Consider the following 22,790-nt stretch of genomic DNA (forward strand, 5'->3'; position numbering starts at 1 on the left):
GCGCAGGCGCGGACGAAGACCGCCGCGGCCTCGGCGCCGGCGGCGAAGCGGCCGCTCAACGTGCTGCTGATCATGTCGGACGACCTGTCCATGCGCATCGGCGCGTTCGGCGATCCCGTCGTGAAGACGCCGAACATCGACCGGCTGGCGCGCGGGGCGGTGCGCTTCGAGCACGCCTACACCCAGTATCCGCAGTGCGCGCAGAGCCGCGCCTCGATGCTGACGGGACGGCGGCCGACGTCGACGGGCGTTCTCGACCTGAAGACCAGCTTCCGCGCGGCGCTGCCGAACGCCGTGACGATGCCGCAGCTCTTCCGCAACAACGGCTATTTCACGGGGCGGGTCGGGAAGATCTTCCACCAGGGCGTCCCGGGCGACATCGGCACGAGCGGGCCCGACGACGCGCCATCCTGGATGGAGGTCGTGAACCCGCGCGGGCGCGACAAGGACGTGGAGGACCGGCTGGTCTCGATGACCCCCGGCCAGCCGCTGGGCAACTCGACGACCTTCCTGGCCGACGATGGACCCGACGCCGAACAGACCGACGGCAAGGTGGCCGACGCGGCGATCCGGATGCTGGAGCAGCGCAAGGGCCGGCCATTCTTCATCGGCGTCGGCTTCTACCGGCCGCATGTGCCCGACGTAGCCCCCAAAGCCTATTTCGACCTCTATCCGCTGGACAAAATCCCGGTCGCGCCGGACACGGCCGAGGAACTCGCCGCGCTGCCGCAGGTAACCGCGCGCGTGCTGCCGGCCCACTTCGGGATGACGCCCGAGCAGCAGCGGCAGGCCATCCGCGGCTACTACGCCTCGACCAGCTTCATGGACGCCCAGTTGGGCCGCGTGCTCGACGCCGTCGCGCGGCTGGGCCTGGCCGACAACACGATCATCGTCTTCATGAGCGACCACGGCTACCTGCTGGGCGAGCACGGCCAGTGGAACAAGAACAGCCTGTGGGAGCAGAGCCTGCGGACGGCCCTGTTCATCCGGGTCCCGGGCGCGGCCGGCAACGGGCAGGCGGTTCGCGCGCCCGTGGAACTGCTCGACCTCTATCCGACCGTCGCGGAGGTCGCCGGCCTGGCCGGCCCCGCCGAGCTGGAGGGCAAGAGCCTCGCGCCGCTGGTGGAGGCGCCGGCGCGGACGCGATGGGAGCGGCCGGCCTTCTCCGAGGTGGACGGCGGCCGCTCGGTGCGCCTCGGCGCCTGGCGCTACACCGAGTGGCAGGGCGGGGAGATGGGGACCTCGCTTTACGACCTGGCGAGCGATCCCGGGGAGCGGCGCAACCTCGCCGACGACCCCGGCCAGGCGGCGCGGGTGGCCCGACTCTCGGCGCTGCTCCGACGCGAGCCGGTGCGCAAGCGCGACACCTACGTCTGGTACGACCGCCAGGCCCGGACCATCCGCCCCGCGACGTTCGGACCGAAGGGCACGCCCGCCTCGAGGTCTCCGTGAATTCCGTGACAGGGCTGTCAGAACTTGACTCGATTTCTGTTCTCGCTAAAAATGGACAGCGCTGTCATACCAACGAAATCACGAGACGGCGGGGAGGACTGCGAAGCGATGCGCTGTGCGAGCCTGCGATCCACGACGGCGACGCCGCGCGCGCCAGCGACCTTCCCGAACACCCGCGCTGAGGCCTGACAGCCGGCCCAAGCCAACGAGCCAAGCGGCATGACGCCCGGCAGGGCGACGAGGGGGAAACAGCAATGAAGATGCAATCGATTACATTCCCGGCCGGGCGAGGCCTGCTGTGGGCGGGCCTGATGGCGACGACGGCGCTGGCCGCCACGCCGGCCGTGGCGCAGACGGCCGAGGAAGGCGTCGCCATCGAGGAAGTCATCGTCACGGCCCAGAAGCGCGCCGAGCGCCTGCAGGACGTGCCCCTGGCCGTCACCGCGGTGACCGGCGACGCGCTGCAGGCGCGGCAGATCACCGATACCAACAATCTCGTGCAAGCCGTGCCGTCGCTCACCTACCAGCAGGGCCCGAACCCCACGAACACCAGCTTCCGCATTCGCGGCATCGGCACGTCGCTGTTCGGCCAGGGCGTGGAGTCGTCGGTGTCCGTGGTGGTGGACGGCGTGGTGGCCGGCCGTGGATCGCAGAGCTTCACCGACCTCGCCGACATCGAGCGGGTGGAGATCCTGCGCGGGCCGCAGGGCACGCTGTTCGGCAAGAACGCTACGGCGGGCGTGATCAACGTGGTCACGGCGGCGCCGGCGTTCGAGTTCGGCGGCAAGGCCAGCGCCACCGTCGCCGAGGGTGACGAATACCATGTCTCGGGCTCCGTCACCGGGCCGCTCAGCGAGACGCTCGCCGGCCGGATCACCGGCTATTACAACGACGTGCGCGGCTACATCCGCAACCTCGGCGCCGGCGGCTGGGTGAACGGCTACGAGAGCTGGGGCCTGCGCGGCAAACTCCTCTGGCGGCCGACCGACGACCTGAGCGTCCTGGCCTCGGCCGAGTACCGCGAGAACGATGCGGACTGCTGCGTCGGCGTCTCGGTCGCCAGCACCACGCCCAACCTGATCCGGGTGCTGACGCCGGTCGTCTCGGGGCCGAAGAACCGACAGGTCGCCACCGACGGCCTGGGGTTCGCCTACGCCCAGCAGGCCACCTACTCGATCGAAGCCGACTACGACCTGGGCTGGGGCACGGTCACCGCGATCACGGCGCTTCAGAAGTACAAGCAGGACGCCAACAACGAGGTCGACAACATCTTCAACCCGGTCCCGGAGTATGTCGGCGGGACGACCGGCAACGCCTACGGCCAGTTCAACGTGAACCAGGGCCTCGTACACCTGGAGCAGTTCTCGCAGGAGGTGCGGCTGGCCTCGTCGGGCGAGCGGAAGCTCACCTACGTCGTGGGCGCCTACTATTCGTGGCTCGAGGTCGACCGGCCGTTCGTGCGGCGGCGCGCCTACTGCCCGGCTGGCACGGCCGCCCAGGTCGGACAGCCCTGCCCGGTCCTTCGCTGGGAGTCGCTGGGCGCCTATTCGCTGCTGCAATCGACGCACCATGCGCTGTTCGGCCAGGCCGAGTACGCGCTCACCGACCAGCTCAAGCTGCTGGGCGGGCTGCGCGTGCAGCGCGAGCGGGTGTCGTCCGAAGGCTTCCGCTACGGGCCGCTCGTGCCGGGCGACGTGCTCTTCAGCGGCCAGCCCTCGGCGAACGCCGGCACGAACGCCGCCGACACCTCGATCACCGGCAAGGCCGGCGCGAAGTACGAGTTCAGCCGCGATGCGCAGGTCTACGCGACCTACACCCGCGGCTACAAAGGCCTGGGCATCGGCACGGAGGTCGCCTCCGACTTCGCCAACCAGAAGCCGATCCTGCCCGAGCACGTCGACGCCTACGAGCTGGGCTTCAAGGGCCAGACCGCCGACCGCCGCGCCTCGGTCGCGGTGGCGGTCTTCCTGGCCGACTACACGAACCTTCAGGTGCAGGCGAACCGCTCGGACCCCAACACCGGCGTCATCCGCTTCGAGCAGACCAACGCCGGTTCGTCCGAGACCAAGGGCGTCGAGATCGAGGGGCAGTTCAACCCGACCGAGACCTTCTCCATCGCCGCCGCGGTGACCTATGCCAAGGCCACCATCGACGTCGACGGCCTGAACTGCCCGCTGCAGCTTCAGGCGTCGTCGGTCGTGATCCCGCTGAACGGCGCGCGGCCGATCGGCGTCTGCTATCGGCCCACGACGCTGGTGAACAACGTCGCCACGGTCGGCACGCCGACCCAGGACGTGCGCGGCGGCGCCCTGCCCGCGACGCCGCGCTGGCGCGCGAGCCTGACGCCGACCTACCGCTTCGCCCTTGGCGACGCCTTCGGCGGCAGCGTGCAGGTGAACGTCGCCTACCAGAGCAAGCTGAACTACGCGCTGGAGCAGGACCCGCTGACCGTCCAGAAGGGCTACACGGTCGTGGACGCCAACCTTTCCCTCTACACGGCGGACCAGAAGTACCGGCTGACCTTCTTCGTGAAGAACCTGTTCGACCGGAACTACTACACGTCGATCGGCCACAACGGGTTGCTCAGCAGCACCACCAACGCCACCGACCTGCAGGCCAACATCGCCAAGGCGTCCGACCGCTACGTCGGCGCGACGCTCGACGTGCGCTTCTGATCCCTCCCCGACGACGATCCCCGCCGGCAAGGGCCCTTCGGGGCCCTTCTTCCTGGTCGATGGTCAGCCCGCGCGGTTGAGCTCGAAGACGGCGTAGTCGGGCCGGTAGGTCCCGTTCAGGACCGCCGAGAGGTAGCGGCCGGCGTTGCGGATGTGGGGCTGCGCGCTGACCGCCGCGCGCTCGATGGCGGGCAGGGCGGGCCGGGCCGCTTCGCCCAGCGCCGTCAGGGCGTTCATGGCCTGGAGCGCCGGCCAGGCCTCGCCGCCGTCGACGACGCGTGCGAGGACGTCGAGGCCCGCCGGATCGCCGAGGATCGCCAGCGCCTCCCCCGCGGGCACGCGGACCTGGGCGACGGGATCGAGGGCCGCCTTCCGCAGCGCCGCAGTCCCGGGGCCAGACGCCCTGCCCAGCATCAGGAGCCCCAGGGCGCCCCAGTACCGCTCGATGGCGTTCGACGCCTGGAGGGCGGCCTGGAGCCTCGGCAGGTTGGCGGCGTCGCGAGCGCACGCGGTCGCCGCCAGCGCCATGATCCGCGCCAGCGGATAGGCCTTCGGGTCGCGGCTCTCGCGGTAGCCCTCGGCGGCCAGGCCTTCCGGGATGAAGCCGTTGTCGACGATCTCCAGCATGTGGCGGTCGAGCGCGGTGCGCAGCTCGCGCAAGTTCCCCGCCGCCGTGGGCGACGCCGCGAGATCGGTGATCTGGTCGCGGTCGGCCTTCAGGTCGTAGAGCTCCTCGTAGGGCTTGGTCCCGAAGAACCGCGCCTGCGCCGGCGTGAGCGTACCGGCCAGCCGCTGGCGGTCCCAGTCCTGGTAGCCCTTGGCCAGCCACTCGTAGGCGCCGTGGACGCCCCAGATGCGGTGCGGGTTGTAGTTGCGGATATAGCGCCAGCGCCCGTCGGTGACGGTGCGGACGAAGTCGTAGCGCTCGTCCATCCGGTTGCGCATGCCGAAGGCGTAGCGCCGCGGCGCCTTCGCCTTCGGGCCCAGGAAGGCCTGACCGTGCATGGTCGCCGGAGCCGCCTGGCCGATCAGCGACAGCAGCGTGGGCGCGAGGTCGATCAGGCCGACGGGAGCCTCGACCACCGATCCTGGCTCGTGACCGAGCAGGTACGCCCATTTCGGCGGCGCGTAGGCGACCAGCGCCACGCGCAGGCCCTCGTCGTAGCAGTAGCGCTTGCTGCGCGGCAGGGCGCCGCCGTTGTCGGAGTAGTAGAAGACGATGGTGTCGTCCGCGAGGCCGTCGGCCTTCAGCTCGGCCAGCCGCGCGGCCAGTTCGCCGTCCATCGCCTCGATCAGGTTGTAGTAGCTGGCGTAGTCGGCGCGGATATCCGGCGTGTCGGGCAGGTAGGCGGGGATGCGCGGCCGATCGGGCGTCACGCGCCCCGGCGTGCGGCCGAAGAGCCGCGACTCGTGGGTCCGCTCGTAGTTGAAGACCGCCAGGAACGGCTGACCCGCCGCGCGGCCGCGCCAGTGGGCCTTCGGCCCGGAGGCGTCCCAGATCCTCGCCGGGTCGACGTCGCAGTTGTAGTCGGTCTTGGCGGCGTTGGAGCAGTAGTAGCCGGCCGCCCGCATCAGCTCGGGATAGGTTTTCAGCTCCGCCGGCAGCGTCGCCCGCGCACGCATCTGGTTTGCCGGCGCGCACGCTTCGGAATGCACGCCCGTCAGGATGCTGAAGCGCGACGGCGCGCAGACCGGGGCGCTCGAATAGGCATTGCGGAACAGAACGCCGCCGGCCGCCAGGGCGTCGATGGTCGGGGTGCGGGCGAGGCCGTCGCCATAGCAGCCGAGCAACGGGTTGTTGTCCTCGCTGACCAGCCACAGGATATTCGGCCGCTGCGTCGCCGCGCCGGCCCCGCCGCCCGCAGCCAGCGCTGCGCCCGCCCCGGCGACGGCGTCGCGCCGCGAAGGCCTCATGCTCGGCATTTCCGTCCTCCCGCAACCGGCTTCCGCGGCCCGGCTCTAGTGTTTTGACAGCGCTGTCTAAATCAGCCTAGGTTGTCCGGCAACGCCCGTCGGAGGGCGACTGCCGGGGGGATGATGATCCAGGAACTTCGCACGTTGCGGGCCGCCCTCCTGGGCGCCCTGGCGGCCGCCGCAGCCACCTTCGCCGGCGCAGCGCGCGCCGCCGACGCGCCGGCGCCCAGGCCACGCAACATGATCTTCGTGCTGGTGGACGACCTGCGCTTCGACGCCATGGGCTTCCTGACGCCCGGGCTGAAGACGCCGAACATCGACTTCCTGGCGAAGAACGGGGTGTATTTCCCGAATGCGGTCGTCACCTCGGCCCTCTGCTCGCCCAGCCGCGCCACCATCCTCACGGGGCGCTCCACGCGCAACCACGGGATCGTCGACAACAACAACGCTTCCGAGGCCGGCCTCACCTTCTTCCCGAGATACCTGCAGCGGGCCGGCTACCAGACCGCCTTCGTCGGCAAATGGCACATGGGCCAGGCCAGCGATGCGCCGCGCGCGGGCTTCGACCGCTGGGTCAGCTTCGCGGGCCAGGGCTACTACTATCCCACCGACGGGCTCACCCGCGACCAGATCGCAGCCGGGATGCGCCAGCAACTGAACGTCGACGGCCGCCATGTGGCGCAGAAGGGCTACATCACCGACGAACTGACCGACTACGCGATCGACTGGCTCGATCGCGGCCGCGACAGGTCCAAGCCGTTCTTCCTCTATCTGTCGCACAAGGCCGTACACTCCGACGCCAAACCGGCCCCGCGCCACGCCACGCAGTACGACAGGCTGGACATCAAGCTGCCGGACAGCATGGCCGACACGCCCGAGAACAACCGCGGCAAGCCGATGTGGGTGCGCAACCAGCGCAACAGTTGGCACGGCGCGGACTTCGCCTACAACCGCACGACCCCGCTCACCGACTACGTGCGCGCCTACTACGAGACCCTGAGCGCCGTGGACGACAGCCTGGGCCGCCTGCTCGACTACCTGCGGAGGAACAGGCTCGAGGAGGACACCCTGATCGTCTTCTACAGCGACAACGGCTTCCTGTTCGGCGACCACGGCCTCATCGACAAGCGCAACGCCTACGAGCCCTCGGTCAGGGTGCCCATGGTGGCCTATGCGCCGGGCCTCCTGCCGAAGGGCGTGACCAACCCTGTGCGGATCCGCAACCTGGATCTCGCGCCGACCTTCCTGGATCTCGCCCACGCCAGGCCGCCGCCGCAGTTCGAGGGCCGCAGCTTCCTGCCCGTCGCCACCGGGAAGGTCACGCCCGAGGCGTGGAAGGCCGACGACTTCGTCTACGAATACTATTGGGAATGGAGCTTCCCGCAGACCCCCACGACCTTCGCCATCGAGCGCGGCCGGGTGAAGTACATCCAGTACCACGGCGTCTGGGACCTCGAGGAGCTCTATGACCTCGCGAAGGACCCCGGCGAGATGAACAACCTCATCGACGACCCGGCCTACCTCGACACCAGGATCGAGCTGCGCCGCGCGCTCTTCGCGGCGCTGGCCAACAAGGGCGGCCAGCACGTGGTGCCGTTCACCGAGAAGCTCTCGACCGGCCAGGTGTTCCGCAACATGGACGGCGCCAGGGCGGCCGACTTCCCGAGCCAGTGGTTGCGCCCGTCGAACCCGCCGGACGCCTATCACGGCCTCTTCCGCGACTCGCGGGAGAAGCTGGAAGCCGAGCGGCGGGGGCAGGGTTACCGCCCGGACGCAGCCGCGCGGTGAAGCGCCCCGACATCGCGCCGATCGTGGCGGACGTCCCGGCCGTCGAAGGGATCGGCGCCGGCGCGATCCCGGCGCTCCGCGGAGCGGCCGCTTGAGCGGGCCGGCGCCGCTGGGCCATGATCCGGCGCCCTCACCTGGATTCGCCGCCACCTCGATGAAGCGCCGCGCCACCATCATGGAAGTCGCCAAGCTGGCCGGCGTCTCGTTCAAGACCGTCTCGCGCGTGGTCAACAACGAGCCGAGCGTGAAGGCCGACAAGCGCGCGGCCGTGCTGAACGCCATGCGGATGCTGGACTACACGCCCAACATCTCGGCGCGGCAACTCGCCAGCAACCGCTCGTTCCTGATCGCGCTCCTGTTCGACATCCCGGTGGACTACGTGGTCCGCGCCCAGGCCGGGGCGGTCGCCCGCTGCCGCGAGGCCGGCTACCATCTGGTGGTCGAGGAGATGCCGCAGGGCTTCGAGACCGAGATCGCCAACCGCCTGCAGCAACTGCGCGTGGACGGCGTCATCGTCGCCCCGCCGCTTTCCCACCGTGAGACGGTTCGCAGCGCGCTGCGCGAACGCGGGCTGCCGTATGTGCTCCTGGCGCCCGAGTACCCCGATCCGACCGCGTCCTCGGTCGGCATGGACGACGAGGCGGCCGGGCTCGAGGCGACGCGGCACCTGATCGACCTGGGCCACCGCGACATCGCCTTCATCGGCGCGGCAAGCCGGCCGGCGTCGGTCCGCCGGCACGCGGGCTATCTGCGCGCGCTGGCCGAGGCGGGCCTGCCGCGCCGGCCGGAGTACGAGGCCGAGGGCGACTTCTTCTTCGCGTCGGGCGAGCGGGCCGGCGACGCCCTGCTCGCGCGCCCCGATCCGCCCACCGCCATCTTCGCCGCCAACGACGCGATGGCGCTGGGGGCGATGGTCTCGGCCGCGCGGCGCGGCGTGCGCGCGCCCGAGGACCTGTCGGTCGCCGGCTTCGACGACAGCGCCTCGGCCACCGTGGTGTCGCCGCAGCTCACCACCGTTCGCCAGCCGTTGGCGGCCATGACCGCGGCCGCTGTCGACCTGCTCATCGAGCGCACGCCGCCGCCCGGGCCGCAGCGGCTAGAGTTGCCGTTCGAACTGATCGTGCGCGGCTCCACCGGCCCGGCCGCGCGCCGCTGAGGCGCAGCGCCGGCTCCACCGCCGAAGCTACTCCGCCAGGAAAGCGTCCACCGTGTCCATGAAGGCGTCGAGGCGGTCGTGGTGGACCCAGTGGCCGGCGCCGTCGAAGTTCGCCAGGCGGGCGTTCGTGAAGTGGCGGATGCGGCCGTCCTCCACCGGATCGGACGCCCACGACTCCGCGCCGCGGACCAGCAGCACCGGCGCGGTGATCAGGCTCCAGAGCCGGTGCTGGTCGGCGTGCGACAGGCCGCCCCCGACGCCACCGCCCCAGCGGGCCTGGTTGTCGAACTTCCAGGAGTAGGTGCCGTCCTCGTTCTGGTGCGCGCCGTAGATGGTGAGGTGGCGCGCCTGCTCGGGGCTGAGGTGCGGGTTCTCCTCGGCCATGCGCGCGACGGCGTCGTCGAGCGTGGCGTAGCGCCGCGGCTGGCGGCCGGAGTTGTCCCGACGCTCGGCGATGCCGGCGCGCAGGCGCTCTTCCACCGGCCGCTTCGCCTGCTCCTCCATCACCTTGGGCGACGGTCCCAGCCCCTCGATGGCGACCACCTTCGCCACCGTCTCGGGGAAGGCGCCGCAGTAGTTCAGCACAACGCCCGCGCCCAGCGAGTGGGCGATGATGGTCACCGGCGCCATGCCTTTCTGATGGACGATCTGGGCGATGTCGTAGACGTAGGCGCCCATGTCGTAGCCGCCGCCGACGGCCCAGGCGCTGTCGCCGTGGCCGCGCAGGTCCGGCGCGATGACGTGGTAGCGGTCGCGCAGGCGCTCGGCGACCCAGTCCCAGTTGCGGCAATGGTCGCGCCCGCCATGCACCAGCAGCATCGGCGGAGCGCCCTCGTTGCCCCAGTCGACATAGTGCAGTCGCAGGCGCTGCGAGAAGTAGAAGTGCGACGTGGGGCCTTCCATGGCGGTCTCCGCGGTGAGCGGCGTCCCTTAGCATCGTCGGAACGCGGACGTCGCCGGGATACGCGGCTGGCCACGGCGTTCGCCCACCCGGGGTTCGCGATTGACAAGCGGCCCCGGTGCGCCGCCAGACTCCCGGCGCACGAACATCTGGGGGCAGCATGCGGCGGCGCGGGGGCGTCCGAAGGTGGACCATGGCGTGGGCCGCCGCGGCGTTCGCCGGCCTGGGTGCCTCGGCGGCGCCCGCCGCTGCGGCGCTGTCGGACCAGCTCTGCATCCCGACCGGCGCCGGCGACCTTGCCGCCTATCCCGCCGCCGCCGACCTCCAGCGGGCCGCCGCCGCCGCCGAGCAGCGGCTGTCGCGTCGGGGCGCCGCCGACCCCTTCGCAGACGTCGCGCCGGGCCTCGACCTGCCGACCGCCGGCGCCGAGAAACCCTCGGCGCTGGCCGTCGCCGAGTACTGCGCCGCCGCCGGCGAACTGATGCGGGTGAGCGCGCAGGGCAGCCAGTTGCAGGCGCAGACCTACCTTCTGGGGGCCTTCCAGGCCGCCAGCCGCGCCGGGCTGCAGGGGCAGGCCTCGGTCGCCGCGTACCGTCTGGGCCTCGTCTCGCTTTCCGGCACGCCGGCCAGCGGCACGCGCGGCGCACGCGGTCGCTCGCGGGGGCCCAGCGCCGCCGTGCGCGAAGTCGAGCAGATGCGGGGCGGGCCGTGCGACATCCTCGTGCGCACCGCCTTCGTGGTGAACTCCAGCCTGCCGCTGTCGGTCGCCTCGCTCGGCTGCGCGGCGGAACAGGCGAGGCTGGCGGGCGACCACAGGACCGCCGCCCTGGCCGAACTGCGCCTCGCGCGCCTGCGCCTCTCGGTCGCCGAACAGAACGCCGAGGCCGGCGCCGACTTCCGCCGCGAGGCCGCCGAGGCCGCGCAGAACGGGCTGGCCGACGCGGCGCGCATCGACGACGCGGCCCTGCGCGCCGAGGTGATGGGGCGCCTGGCCTCCGCCATCCTCGACGCCCGCACCGGCCGTGCGGTCGACCTCGCCGCCGTCACCGCCGCCATGCGCGGGGTGAAGATCCCCGCCGCCCAGGCCTATGCCGCCGCCCTCGACGCGCGCCTGGCCTCCGCCGCCGGCGACATGACGACCGCCCGCCGCCTGATGGACGACGCGCTGCTGCTGGAGAGCCAACGCACCCTGCCGGCGCGCCTGCCGGAGTACCGCCTGCTCCTGGCCGACCTGGACCCCGCCAACCGCGAGGCCCATGTGCTGGCTGCCTACGACGCGCTGGAGGCGATCCGACCGCTCCTGCCGCGCTTCGATCCGCTCACCGAGGAGACCGCGTTCTCGCTCTACATGCGCCGCGTGTTCCAGGGCGCGGTGGACGTGCAGTTGGCCGGGGCCGACGGCGGGGCCGCCACGCTCCGCGTGAAGAGCGCCCAGCAGATCCTGGAGGCCTATCGTCAGGCCGAGCTGCAGAGCGTGTTCGGCAGCGAATGCATCCCGGCGCGGGACCCGCTGAAGCCCGAGACGCTCAGGGCGGGCGAGGTGCTGCTCTACCCGATCCTGCTGCCCGACCGGCTGGAGCTGCTCTACGTGGCCGGGGGTCGCGACGATGGGAAGGGGGGCGGCGCGGCCGAGTTCCGCCGCCTGCCGCCCAACCGCAACATGGACCGCCAGACCCTGTCGCGTCTGGTCGAGACCGCCGTGGTCTCGCTCTCCGGCGGCGAAGACGACGCCTGGCGCGCCGCCTCGCGCCAGCTCTACGACATCCTGATCAAGCCGGTCGAAGGCCAGCTCACCGAGGGCTCGCTGCTGGCCGTGGTGCCGGACGGCGCGCTGCGCAGCCTGCCGTTCGCCGTGCTGCTCGACAGCCAGAACCGCTATCTCGTGCAGAAGACCCGCGTCGCCGTCGCGCCCGCGCTGGCCTACTCGCAGGCCGGCGCCGACGACGCGGACCGGCTCCAGCTCCTGGCCGCCTCGCTGGAGAAGGAGGTCCGCCTGCCCGCCGGCCGCTTCGAGAAGCTGGAAGGCACCGGCGCCGAGGCGAAGCTGGCCGCCGTCACCGACGGGCGGCGCATCGAGCGTTCCTGGGTGATCGAGAACTTCAACAAGGCCGACCTCGTCACCGCGCTCACCCGCGAACAGGTCGACGTGCTGCACCTGGCCACCCACGCCTCGTTCAACGGCCGTTCCGACCGCGCCTTCATCGTCGCCAACGGCGAGGTGATCCTGCTCTCCGAGCTGCGCCAGATCCTGAGCCAGAACCGCACCCGCGGCGGCGAGCTGGACCTGCTGGTCCTCTCCGCGTGCGAGACCGCGGTGGGCGACGACGAGGCCAGCATGGGCCTGGCCGGCGCCGCCGTGCAGGCCGGCGCCAAAAGCGCCATCGCCTCGCTCTGGCCGGTGAGCGACACCGGCACCGCCGAGCTGATGAAGACCTTCTACAGGCTCTACCGCGAAGGCCGCACCAAGTCGGAGGCGCTGCGCGAGGCCCAGCTATCCCTCATCGGCCAGGGCGGCGACCTCGCCAACCCCAACATCTGGGCCGCCTTCACCCTGCTCGGAGCGTGGCGCTGATGGGGGCGTCGAAGGGAGCCGTCGCGGCCCTGGGACTGGTGCTGGCGGGCTGGCCGATGGCCGCGCTCGGCCAGACGGCCATCAGCCCCGACGTCGCCGCCGGCCGCGGGCTCGGCACCACGGTCGGGCAGGCCGGGACCGTCTACACCGTCGACGGCGGCACGCGGGCCGGGAACAACCTCTTCCACAGCTTCGGCCGCTTCGACCTGGGCGCCGGCGACACCGCCCGCTGGGTCCGCGCGGCCGGTGACGGCGCGACCATCGCCAACGTCGTCAACCGCGTCACCGGCGGCACGCCCTCGACCATCGCGGGCACGCTGGACTCCACCGCCCTGCCCAACGCCGCCTTCTGGTTCGTCAATCCGGCGGGCATCGTCTTCGGCGCCGGCGCTGTCGTGAACGTACCGTCCGCGGCCCACTTCTCGACCTCTGCCGAACTCCGCTTCGCCGACGGCGCCCGCTTCAGCGCCGCGACGCCCAGCGGCTCCACCCTCTCCATCGCCGCGCCCGAGTCCTTCGGCTTTCTGGGCGGCCAGGGCGATATCGATATCACCGGCGTCGGCCTTGGCTTCGTGCCGGGCGCCGCGGCGCTCACCTTCACAGCCGCGAACGTCAGCGTTTCGGACAGCACGTTCGCGGCACGCGGCCTCGACCTCATCGCCGTCGGCAACCAGTCGACGGCGGTCCGCCTCGCCGACCCGCTGTCGGCGGCGCGCGGCGGGACGGTGAACCTGGCGCGCAACCGGCTGGCGGTCGTCACCGCCGACACGGCGGGCGCCCCGGCGCGGTTCTCGGGCGGCGAGGTCCGGTTCGCCTCGACCAGCTTCTTCTCGGTCAGCACCGGCGCCGGTCGCGGTGGCGACGTGGTGGTCCAGGGCAGGCGGGTCGTCCTGGCGCCCGACGCGTTTGTCGGCGCCTCGGCCAGCGGCACGGGCGCCGGCGGCGACCTGCGCGTGACCGCCGGTACCATCGAGGTCGACGCGCGCGGCGCGACGACCACCACCGGCTTCGGCTCCACCGCTTCGGCGGCCGGCGCCGCAGGCGCCGTGACCCTGAACGCCGACACGATCCGGCTCACCGGCGAGGTGGGCAACACGGCCGGCAGCGGTTTCGCGTTCATCGGCTCTACGGTTCTGGGCACAGGTAGCGCGGGCGATGTGAACCTGACCGCCACCAACCTCGTCATCGACATCGGCCTGATCAGCTCGTCGTCGGTCGGCAATGGCGACGGCGGCGACATCCGCCTCTCCGGCCGAGCCTTGGAGCTGGGCGGGGCGAACATCATCACCAGTTCGTTCGGCGACGGCGCGGCCGGGAACGTGATCATCGACGGTGACACCGTCGCAATCTCCGGCGGCTCATTCGGCGCAACGCCCGGCTCTCGCATGCAGTCCGGCGAGCTGGTGATCAGCGCGACGACCAGCATCGAGGCCGAGGGCGGCTTTTTCTCGGCGATCAGCGGCAGTCCGACCTCCTCGGGCCGCATCACCGTCCGCGCTCCGCTCATCCTGCTCTCGCAGACCCGCATCGACACCCAGGCGTTCGACCAGGGCCTCGCCGGCCAGATCACGCTCGAAGCCGACCAGTTGCTGCTGGATCGGATCTTCCTGACGTCGGACTCCGACGACGGCTCGGCCGCGACGGGCGTCGTGCGCCTGAAGTCGACGGGCGACCTGATCCTGTTCCAGGGCTCGTACTCAGCGAGCGTGAACGGGGTCGCGAACGGCGGACGGATCGAGATCGAGGGGCGCAACGTCCTGCTGGACGGGGCGCTGATCCAGACCGACACGGCGGGCTTCGGGACCGGCGACGCCGGACAGATTTCGATCACCGCTACCGAGGACCTGACCCTCGACAATACGGGCGTCAGCTCCAGCAGCGACAGCGTGGGGCGCGGCGGCAACGTGACCCTGCGCGGGCGTAACCTCCGGATCGAGAACCAGTCGGCCCTGCTGTCGCAGTCGAGGTTTGCAGGCGACGCCGGACAGATCGACATCTTCGCGACGGGCAGCCTGAACCTGGATGCGGTCGATATCCTGTCCCAGTCCTTCTCGGGCACGGGCAACGGCGGCTCGGTGAGGATCGAGGCTGGCCGCCTGTTCATGGTCGACACCGGGGTGTCGTCGGACACCAACACCTCGGGCCGGGCGGGCACGGTCTCGGTCCGCGCCGGTCAGATTGAGCTGGACGGGGTGAATCGAAATTTCACCTTCATCTCGTCGAGCACGACCGGCGACGGCGACGCCGGCAGCGTGACGCTCGACGCACAGTCGATCACGCTGCGCAACGGCGCGTACATAGCCTCCGAGAGCGGGTTCACCGGAGCCCTCGGCAACTCCGGCGACATCACCATCCGCACCGGGGACCTGTCGCTTATCCGCGGCGGCCAGATCTCGACGCTGGCGGTCCGGGCGAACGGCGGCGACGTCTCCATCGCCGCGACCGGCAACGTCACCATGACGTCGGAGCCGGGCTTCAACTCCGTCATCCTGGCGGCGGCCAACGGCGCCGGCGATGCGGGGAACATCAACCTCAACGTCGGTGGCATCCTGCGCCTCAACGGCAGCACGATCTCGTCCGACACCTTCGGGGAAGGGAACGCGGGGCAACTCACCATCAAGGCCAACACGCTCGCGCTCGCGCAAGCCGGGGACCGCCCCTCCGCCATCACCTCCAGCACCGACAGCTTCGGCGACGCCGGCGCGATCTCGATCGACGCCAGGACGATCACGATGGCCCCGCTGACCCAGATCCGCTCGGTGACCACGGCCGACGCCGACGGCGACGCGAAGTCGGTCACGATCACTGGCGACAGCATCACGGTCGCTGACGACGCCATCATCACCACCGCCACCCTGGGCCGCGGCGACGCGGGCGAAGTCAGGGTCGCCACGAAGTCAATGCTGCTCGACGGCGGCGAGGTCTCTTCGTCGGCGGGCGTGGACTCCAGCGGCGTCGCCGGCAACGTCACGATCACGGCCACGGACGTGACCGTCGTGAACGAGGGCGTCCTGTCGACGCTTTCGGCCAATGCCAACAAGGCCGGCGTGCTCCGGGTCACGGCGACGGGGCAGATCACCGTCGACGGCCTGGGCTCGGTCATCTCCAGCGCAAGCATCGCCGACGTCCGCGGCGACGCGGGGGAGGTGTTCCTGACCGCGGGCGGCCTGCGCCTCGCCAACGGCGGCGCCATCACCACCAACTCCGTCGCCGGCGCCGCGGGCGACATCGACATCCGCGTGCCGCGCCCAGGCCTGGTGATCCTGGAGGGCGGCGAGTTCCCCGGTCTGATCCTCACCTCGTCCGGGCCCGGCACGGGCGGGCGGATCACACTGGCCGACCCGCTGGCGATCATCTCCAACGGGGGCAGGATCCTGGCGCTGGGCCAGCAGCGCGGCGCGAACGTGCTGATCCAGAGCCGGTACTTCATCAATTCGACCGACCGCTCGAACGTGCTGAGCGTGGACGGCGACTTCGAACTGCAGACCGGCCTCTACGATGTGTCGAGCGGAACCGTCGCCCGCGAGCTCTCGGTGCTGGACGCCTCGAAGGTGCTGCGCGGCCAGTGCCCGGCGGCGCGGTCGACCGGCGCGGTCAGCCAGCTCATCACCCGGCCCGTCGGTCCCTACGCCCGCGAGGGTACGGTGGATGTGCTGGAGCGCCCGCAGGGCAGCGTCGGCCCGGGGAGCTGCCCTTGAGGCCCGCCGCGGCCGCCCTGGCCACCGTCCTCTTCGCCGGCGCCGCGCCGGCTGCGCTGCACGCGCAGGCCGCGCCGCCAACGCCACGGGGCGACCTGTCGCAGGGCCGCACGGGCCCGCAGTCGACGCCGCCGACCGCGCCCGCCTACGCGCAGCCGGCGCCCGGCCTGACGCCGCCCGCCGCCGCTGCGCCCGCCGGCCCCGCGCCGGGCGGCGGCGCGCCCGTCGCCGACGTCCGCATCGTCGTCTCCGGCCCGCACCGGGCCGCGGTCCCGCCCCGCAACTGGACCCCACCCGCCGAGCCGGGCGCCGGTCTCACCCTGGACCACGCCCCCGGCCAGCCGCTGGACGAGGCGTGGCTGCGCGCCCAGTTCGCCCGGAACGGCGTGCCGGGCGCCGGCGTCGGCCGGGCGCTCGCCGTCGTCCAGCTCGCCAACCGCGCCTTCCTGTCGGCCGGCTACATCAATTCCGGCGTCGTCGTGCGCCCGTCGCCCCAGCCCGGCGTGCTGGCGGTGGAGATCGTCTACGGCGGTCTGGCCTCGCCCGTCGCCGACTTGCCGCCCATCACGGTCGAGTGGATCGGCGGCGACGCCAAGGGCCTCGACGCCGACTACGTCACCGCCCGCATGCCGTCGGCGACGGGCCGACCGCTGTCGGCCGCCGAGCTGGAGCGCGACTTCCGCCTGCTCGCGGAGGATCCGGCGATCCGCACCATCAACGCCGACCTGCGGCCCGGCGCGCGCCCAGGCGAGGCCAGCCTGGCGCTCGCCGTCTACCCCCAGGACCGCTACGACCTCTACGCCTCGGTGGCCAACAACCGCTCGCCCTCGGTGGGTGGCGAACGCGTGGCGGTCGGCGGGCTGATGCGCAACGTGCTGGGCGCGGGCGACGTGCTGAGCGGCGAGTACGGCTTCACCGACGGGGTCGAGGACGCGACGGTCGCCTACGCCTTCCCGCTGATCTCGCCGCGGACCACGGTCTCGATCCGAGCCGCCTACAACGACGCCGCCGTGGTCGACAGCCTGCTGGCCCCCCTCGACATCAGCGCCAGGGACCGCGCCATCGAGGGCGGCATCACGCGCAAGCTGGTCGACACACCTCTGCTCCCTGCTGCCGAGCCCGGCCGCTGGACCTCGGCGCGCACCGTCTCGGCCGGCGTCCTGCTGGCGTGGCGCCAGTCCACCGCCTACCTGCTCGGCGAGCGGTTCTCCTTCGCGCCCGGCGCGGTGAACGGCCGCACCGAATACTACGCGCTGCGGTTCGTGGCCGACTACGTCGAGCGCAACGTCGACCAGGTGTTCGCCGTGTCGCTGACCGCCACGCAGGGGCTCGACGGGACGAAGTCCGATGTCGCGGGCCTGTCGGTTCCCGACCGCGACTTCCGGGCGATCCTCGCTCAGGTGAACTATGCACGCCGTCTTTCCGCCGACGGGCTGGAACTGCGCGCCCGGGCCTACGGCCAGTGGGCAGACGGCGTCCTCTACTCCGGCGAGCGGTTCTCGGCCGGCGGCGAGACCACCGTGCGCGGCTACCGCGAGACCCTGCTGCTGGCCGACAAGGGCGTGGTGGGCTCGGTGGAGATCGCGCGGCCGTTCCACCTCGGCGGACGGGGCGGCGCGACCCGGGCCTTCGGCTGGGGCGCTTTCACCGCTTCGGCCTTCGTCGACGGCGCCTATATGCGCAACGCCGACGGCCCGCTGGCCGACGACAGGCTCTACAGCGTCGGCGCGTCGCTGGCCTGGACGCCCGCCGACTGGTTGTTCGCCCGCGCCACCTACGCCGAGGACCTCAAGGCGGTCGAGGCGCCCGGCCGGCGAGACCTGCAGGACCGGGGCTTCTCCTTCCGCGTGACCTTGCGCCCGCTGCTGATCTGGCGGTAGCCGGCATCGCAGGCCGCACGAGGCGCGGGGCGCGCTTGAACGTGAATCCTGATTCCGATCAACTGCGGCGGCACGCCGGGCCTTGACCGCCGTTGCGGCGCCCGGCGTCACTGGCGGCGAACGACACTCCAAGCGGGGAAGCACCCAAATGAAGACCGCAATCACCGAACTCTTCGGTATCCAGCATCCGATCATCCAGGGCGGCATGCACTTCGTCGGCCTGGCCGAGATGGCCGCGGCCGTTTCGAACGCCGGCGGCCTGGGCATCATCACCGGCCTGACGCAGCGCACGCCCGAGCTGCTGGCCGCCGAGATCGCCAGGTGCCGGACGATGACCGACAAGCCTTTCGGCGTGAACCTGACCTTCCTGCCGTCGATCACCCCGCCGGACTACCCCGGCTACGTGAAGGCGATCATCGACGGCGGTGTGAAGGCCGTGGAGACCGCCGGCAACAATCCGCAGAAGTGGCTGCCGGCGCTGAAGGAGGCCGGGGTCAAGGTGATCCACAAGTGTACCTCGGTGCGCCACTCGCTGAAGGCCGAGGCGATCGGCTGCGACGCGGTCAGCGTCGACGGCTTCGAGTGTGGCGGCCACCCGGGCGAGGACGACGTGCCGAACTGGATCCTGCTGCCGCGCGCCGCGGAGGAGCTGAGGATCCCGTTCGTGGCCTCGGGCGGCGTCGCCAACGGCAAGCAACTGGTGGCCGCGCTGGCCCTGGGCGCCGAAGGCGTGAACCTGGGCACCCGCTTCATCGCCACCAAGGAAGCGCCGGTGCATGAGAACGTGAAGCAGGCCATCGTGGCCGCCAGCGAGCTCGACACCCGCCTCGTCATGCGCCCGCTGCGCAACACCGAGCGCGTGCTGAACAACGCCGCCGTCGAGCGCCTCCTGCAGAAGGAGAAGGACCTGGGCCCGAACCTCAAGTTCGAGGACATCATCAAGGAGGTGGGCGGCGTCTATCCGCGGATCATGCAGGATGGCGAGATGGATGCCGGCGCGTGGTCGTGCGGCATGGTCGTGGGCCTGATCCACGACATCCCCACCTGCAAGCAGCTCATCGACGGCATCATGGGCGAAGCCCAGGAGATCATCACCAAGCGCCTCGCCCGTTTCGCGATGGAGCCGGCGTAGGGCGCATCGACGGCCCGACGCTCGTCATCCCCGGCCTGTCTCCCGACCGGCCGGGCCATGACCGGACCTACGCGTCGAGTTGCAGGTAGCGCGTCAGGAGGTGGGCCAGCTCGTCGTGCAGGCGCGGGTCGTCGGCCGTGAACGGCCCCGGTCCGTGCAACATGTTGGAGATGAGCTGGCCATGGACCATGCGGATGGCGAGGTGGGCGGCGGTCCGCTTGTGTTCGTCCACCGCCACGCCGCGGGCCTTCAGCAGTTCCACGATGAGGCCCGCCTCTATGATCTCGATGCGGCGCATCATCGGCCAGACGTCCTGGCCCCGCAGCGAGAGCTCGAAGAGCGCGCGGTAGTAGCCCTCGATGCCCTTCATCGTGCGGCTGGTGTTGCGGATCAGGCGGCGGAAGACGTCGAACAGCGGCTCCTCGCGGCACGCCGGGTCGTCGAAGAACCTGGCGATGTTGGCTTCGGCGTGGGCCGCCATGTCGGCCTGCAGGGCGTAGAAGAACGCCTCCTTGTCCTGGAAGCGGCGATAGAAGCTGCCGACCGAACAGCCGGCCCGCCTGGCGATGTCGGCCACATGGGCCTGCCAGAAGCCCAGCTCGGCGAACACGCGCTCGCCCGCCTTCATCAGCCGGTCGCGCTGCTGGCGGCTCCGCTCCTGGTAGGCGGGCCGCGCCCACCCGTTGTCGGGCGCGTCGGCCGCCGCGATCGTCTTGTCCATCAAACCCAACCCGAACGCCTCGTCGATCAACCGTAGCGTGATCCGCCGCGTCCGGTCCAATACCCAAGCCCTTCAACGTGAACTTGAATTCCCGTTCTCACAAGGCGTCGTTTCTCTATTTGCGAACCGGAATTACGGTTTTAGAATATGCCGGCATTTCGATTTGGGAGCGCGAGGATGAGCGGTTCGGACCTGGTGACGCTGAGCGGGGTGCCCGGCTCGCCCTACACGCGCAAGATGCTGGCCGTGCTGCGCTACCGGCGCATCCCGTACCGGCTCATCCTGGCGTCCCACGGGGCCGCCGGCCTGCCGCAGCCGAAGGTCAGCCTGCTGCCGACGTTCTACTTCGCGGACGCGGCGGGGGAGATGCAGGCCGTCACCGACTCCACGCCGATCATCCGGCGGCTGGAGGGTATGTTCGCCGGCCGCTCGGCGCGTCCGTCGAACCCGGCGCTGGCGCTCATCGACGCCATCTTCGAGGACTACGGCGACGAGTGGCTGACCAAGGCCATGTTCCACTATCGGTGGCACTTCGAGGCGGACATCGCGCGCGCGGCGGCCGTGCTGCCCGCCTGGCGCATGTCGCAGACCTCCGACGCGGAACTGAAAGCCGCCGGCGAGATGATTTCCGGTCGTCAGATCCCGCGCCTGCGCTACGTGGGCTCGAACGAGAAGACCTGGGACCTGATCGAGGCCAGCTACGTCCGCTACCTCGACGCCATGGAGGCGCACCTGCGCAGCCACCGCTTCCTGCTGGGCGCACGGCCCGGCGCCGGCGACTTCGGCGTCTACGGCCAGCTCACCCAGCTCGCCTGCTTCGACCCGACGCCGATGGCGCTCACCCTGGAACGGGCGCCCCGGGTCTACGCCTGGACCACCGGCATGGAGGACCAGACCGGCCTCGAGCCCACCGACGCCGACTGGTTCGACCCGGCCGCCCTGCCCGCGACGGTGAAGGCTCTGCTGGCGGAGGTCGGGCGCGTCTACGCGCCCCTCCTGCTCGCCAACGCCAGGGCCGTGCAGGCCGGCCTCGATGAGGTCCAGGTCGAGATCGACGGCCGGCCCTGGGTCCAGCAACCGTTCCCGTACCAGGCCAAGTGCCTCATGTGGCTCCGCGAGGAATACGCTGCCCTCGACGCTCCCAATCGCGCAACGGCCGACGCGGCGCTGAAAGACACGGGGCTGGAGGTGCTGTTTCGGTAGCCTGCGCGCCGCAGGCGCGACTTGATCACCACGAAGATCACCAAGGACACGAAGGCCGTCAGGGTAGCCTACGCCGCTTCGTGACCTTGGTGGGCTCGGTGGTTGGATAGCGGCGCCGACGCGCGCTCAGTTCACCTGGCGCTCGTAGCCTTCCCAGTAGGGCTTGCGCAGGTCGCGCCGGAGGATCTTGCCCGACGGGTTGCGCGGGATCGTGTCGGCGAAGTCGACCGACTTCGGCAGCTTGTAGCCGGCGATCCGCTCGCGGGCGAAGGCGATGATCTCGGCGGGCTCGGCGCGCATGCCGGGGTTGATCGCGACGATCGCCTTCACCGCCTCGCCCCACTTGGGGTCGGGCACGCCGATCACCGCCACGTCCTGCACCGCCGGGTGGCCCGCGATCGCGTTCTCCACCTCGGCCGGATAGATGTTCTCGCCGCCGGAGACGATCATCTCCTTCACCCGGTCGTAGATGTAGAGATAGCCCTCGTCGTCGAAGTAGCCGGCGTCGCCCGAGTGGAAGAAGCCCTCCGCGTCGATCGCCTCGGCGTTGGCCTCGGGCCGCTTCCAGTAGCCCTTCATCACGCAGGGCGCCCGCACGATGATCTCGCCGACGGACCCGAGCGGTACGTCCTGCCCTTCGGCGTCGACCACCCGCACCTCGCGCCCCGGCGCCGCGATCCCGCATGAGCGCAGCTTGCCCCGCGCCGGATCGTGGTCGGCCGGCGGCAGGAAGGTCACCGGCCCGCCCGTGGTCTCGGTCAGCCCATAGGCCTGCATGAAGCCGCAGCCCATGATCCGCGTCGCCTTCGACAGCACGTCCTCGGGGATCGGCGAGCCGCCGTAGGTCCAGCGCTTGAGCGTCGAGAAATCGGCCGTCGCGGCCTCGGGCAACTGGATGATCGCCAGGATCACCGCCGGCACGGCCATGCCCTGCGTGATCCCCTTCACGTGGATCACCCGCAGGATCTCGCGCGGGTCGGGCTCCTGCAGCACGATCGCCTTCGACCCGTGCGCGAGGGCGTTCATGCCCATGTTGACGCCGGCGACGTGGAAGAACGGCATCGCCACCAGCACCACGTCGTCGTGGCCGTAGACCGGCACGCCCGGCGGCGGGTTCAGGAAGAGCGACAGATAGTTGGCGTTGGTGATGCAGACGCCCTTCGGCAGGCCCGTGGTGCCCGAGGTGTAGATCTGCAGCACATCGTCGTCCGGCTGCGCCGGCAGCCTGGGATCGACGTCGGGTTGCGCCGCACGCCAGTCCTCGTAGGCGGGCCATTCGGGGTGGCCGCCATCCATGGCCACGATCGTCTGCACGCCCGGCAGTTCGCCGCGGATCTGCTCGATCAGCCCGTAGAAGTCGCGGCCCACGAACAGCACCCGGCACTCCGCGTCGTCTACGACGAACCGCATCTCGGGCGCCGCCAGGCGCCAGTTCAGGCCCACGATCACCGTGCGCGACTTGTAGGTCCCGAGAACCACGTCCCAGAACCGGTCCTGGTTCCTGCCCACGTAGCCGACGCGGGCGCCGGGCGTCAGGCCCAGCCCGATCAGCCCGTTCGCCACCTGGCTGGCGCGCCGGTCCAGCTCGCCGTAGGTCGTCGTGCGGTCCTTGAAGTCGATGGCGATGGCGTCCGGCCGCTCGCGCCCGTGCAGGCGGCTGATGTCGGCCACGCAGGTCAGGCGCTGGACGTCCGACAT

The 22,790-nt window shown here is 71.1% G+C and carries 13 protein-coding genes; 9 read left to right on the forward strand and 4 right to left on the reverse strand.

Annotated features, from left to right (window positions below; translation table 11 throughout):
* A partial coding sequence (locus JNL41_RS20915; protein ID WP_293478114.1) for a sulfatase occupies window positions 1-1,452 on the forward strand: 1,452 nt, incomplete at its 5' end.
* Between the two features lie 254 nt (window positions 1,453-1,706).
* Window positions 1,707-4,127 carry a TonB-dependent receptor gene (locus JNL41_RS20920; protein ID WP_293478115.1) on the forward strand — a complete coding sequence of 807 codons (2,421 nt, stop codon included), beginning with the start codon at window positions 1,707-1,709 and terminating at the stop codon, window positions 4,125-4,127.
* Window positions 4,128-4,190: 63 nt separating this feature from the next.
* Here JNL41_RS20920 and JNL41_RS20925 read toward each other — a convergent pair whose 3' ends face one another.
* Complete coding sequence (locus tag JNL41_RS20925) at window positions 4,191-6,050, reverse strand: sulfatase-like hydrolase/transferase (RefSeq protein ID WP_293478116.1); 1,860 nt, start codon at window positions 6,048-6,050, stop codon at window positions 4,191-4,193.
* Between the two features lie 114 nt (window positions 6,051-6,164).
* Here JNL41_RS20925 and JNL41_RS20930 point away from each other — a divergent pair, with 114 nt between their 5' ends.
* Window positions 6,165-7,829 (forward strand): sulfatase, encoded by a 1,665-nt coding sequence (locus tag JNL41_RS20930; protein ID WP_293478117.1) that lies wholly within the window; start codon window positions 6,165-6,167, stop codon window positions 7,827-7,829.
* Window positions 7,830-7,920: 91 nt separating this feature from the next.
* Window positions 7,921-8,985: a LacI family DNA-binding transcriptional regulator gene (locus JNL41_RS20935; protein ID WP_365698469.1), complete on the forward strand. Its 1,065-nt coding sequence runs from the start codon at window positions 7,921-7,923 to the stop codon at window positions 8,983-8,985.
* Between the two features lie 27 nt (window positions 8,986-9,012).
* Here JNL41_RS20935 and JNL41_RS20940 read toward each other — a convergent pair whose 3' ends face one another.
* Complete coding sequence (locus JNL41_RS20940; protein ID WP_293478118.1) at window positions 9,013-9,888, reverse strand: alpha/beta hydrolase; 876 nt, start codon at window positions 9,886-9,888, stop codon at window positions 9,013-9,015.
* 191 nt (window positions 9,889-10,079) lie between these two features.
* Between JNL41_RS20940 and JNL41_RS20945 the strand changes: the two genes are divergently transcribed.
* From JNL41_RS20945 to JNL41_RS20960, 4 genes are all read left to right on the forward strand, one after another.
* Window positions 10,080-12,458 carry a CHAT domain-containing protein gene (locus JNL41_RS20945; RefSeq protein WP_293478119.1) on the forward strand — a complete coding sequence of 793 codons (2,379 nt, stop codon included), beginning with the start codon at window positions 10,080-10,082 and terminating at the stop codon, window positions 12,456-12,458.
* Window positions 12,458-16,156 carry a filamentous hemagglutinin N-terminal domain-containing protein gene (locus JNL41_RS20950; protein WP_293478120.1) on the forward strand — a complete coding sequence of 1,233 codons (3,699 nt, stop codon included), beginning with the start codon at window positions 12,458-12,460 and terminating at the stop codon, window positions 16,154-16,156. The genes JNL41_RS20945 and JNL41_RS20950 overlap by 1 nt, the downstream gene beginning before the upstream one ends.
* Window positions 16,153-18,036 (forward strand): ShlB/FhaC/HecB family hemolysin secretion/activation protein, encoded by a 1,884-nt coding sequence (locus JNL41_RS20955; protein WP_293478121.1) that lies wholly within the window; start codon window positions 16,153-16,155, stop codon window positions 18,034-18,036. Before JNL41_RS20950 ends, JNL41_RS20955 begins: the two co-directional genes overlap by 4 nt.
* Before the next feature lie 148 nt (window positions 18,037-18,184).
* Window positions 18,185-19,168 (forward strand): nitronate monooxygenase family protein, encoded by a 984-nt coding sequence (locus JNL41_RS20960; RefSeq protein ID WP_293478122.1) that lies wholly within the window; start codon window positions 18,185-18,187, stop codon window positions 19,166-19,168.
* A 67-nt stretch (window positions 19,169-19,235) separates the two neighbouring features.
* Here JNL41_RS20960 and JNL41_RS20965 read toward each other — a convergent pair whose 3' ends face one another.
* On the reverse strand, window positions 19,236-19,889 hold the full coding sequence (locus tag JNL41_RS20965; protein WP_293478123.1) for a TetR/AcrR family transcriptional regulator: 654 nt from the start codon (window positions 19,887-19,889) through the stop codon (window positions 19,236-19,238).
* Between the two features lie 177 nt (window positions 19,890-20,066).
* On the opposite strand from JNL41_RS20965, the gene JNL41_RS20970 reads away from it, so the two are divergent.
* A complete protein-coding gene (locus JNL41_RS20970; protein ID WP_293478124.1) occupies window positions 20,067-21,092 on the forward strand; it encodes a glutathione S-transferase C-terminal domain-containing protein in 1,026 nt (341 codons plus the stop codon).
* Window positions 21,093-21,218: 126 nt separating this feature from the next.
* Here the strand turns inward: JNL41_RS20970 and JNL41_RS20975 are convergent, their stop codons facing one another.
* Window positions 21,219-22,790, reverse strand: coding sequence for a long-chain-fatty-acid--CoA ligase (locus JNL41_RS20975; RefSeq protein WP_293478125.1), 1,572 nt, complete (start codon window positions 22,788-22,790; stop codon window positions 21,219-21,221).

Source organism: Phenylobacterium sp. (assembly GCF_016793285.1).
Taxonomy (GTDB): Bacteria; Pseudomonadota; Alphaproteobacteria; order Caulobacterales; family Caulobacteraceae; genus Phenylobacterium.

Excerpts from the sequence above, each read along its gene's own strand:
- JNL41_RS20940 (WP_293478118.1), bottom strand. The coding sequence starts at position 9,888 with ATGGAAGGCCCCACGTCGCACTTCTACTTCTCGCAGCGCCTGCGACTG.
- JNL41_RS20930 (WP_293478117.1), top strand. The coding sequence starts at position 6,165 with ATGATCCAGGAACTTCGCACGTTGCGGGCCGCCCTCCTGGGCGCCCTG.
- JNL41_RS20960 (WP_293478122.1), top strand. The coding sequence starts at position 18,185 with ATGAAGACCGCAATCACCGAACTCTTCGGTATCCAGCATCCGATCATC.
- JNL41_RS20920 (WP_293478115.1), top strand. The coding sequence starts at position 1,707 with ATGAAGATGCAATCGATTACATTCCCGGCCGGGCGAGGCCTGCTGTGG.
- JNL41_RS20945 (WP_293478119.1), top strand. The coding sequence starts at position 10,080 with ATGGCGTGGGCCGCCGCGGCGTTCGCCGGCCTGGGTGCCTCGGCGGCG.
- JNL41_RS20970 (WP_293478124.1), top strand. The coding sequence starts at position 20,067 with ATGAGCGGTTCGGACCTGGTGACGCTGAGCGGGGTGCCCGGCTCGCCC.
- JNL41_RS20925 (WP_293478116.1), bottom strand. The coding sequence starts at position 6,050 with ATGCCGAGCATGAGGCCTTCGCGGCGCGACGCCGTCGCCGGGGCGGGC.
- JNL41_RS20975 (WP_293478125.1), bottom strand. The coding sequence starts at position 22,790 with ATGTCGGACGTCCAGCGCCTGACCTGCGTGGCCGACATCAGCCGCCTG.
- JNL41_RS20965 (WP_293478123.1), bottom strand. The coding sequence starts at position 19,889 with ATGGACAAGACGATCGCGGCGGCCGACGCGCCCGACAACGGGTGGGCG.
- JNL41_RS20950 (WP_293478120.1), top strand. The coding sequence starts at position 12,458 with ATGGGGGCGTCGAAGGGAGCCGTCGCGGCCCTGGGACTGGTGCTGGCG.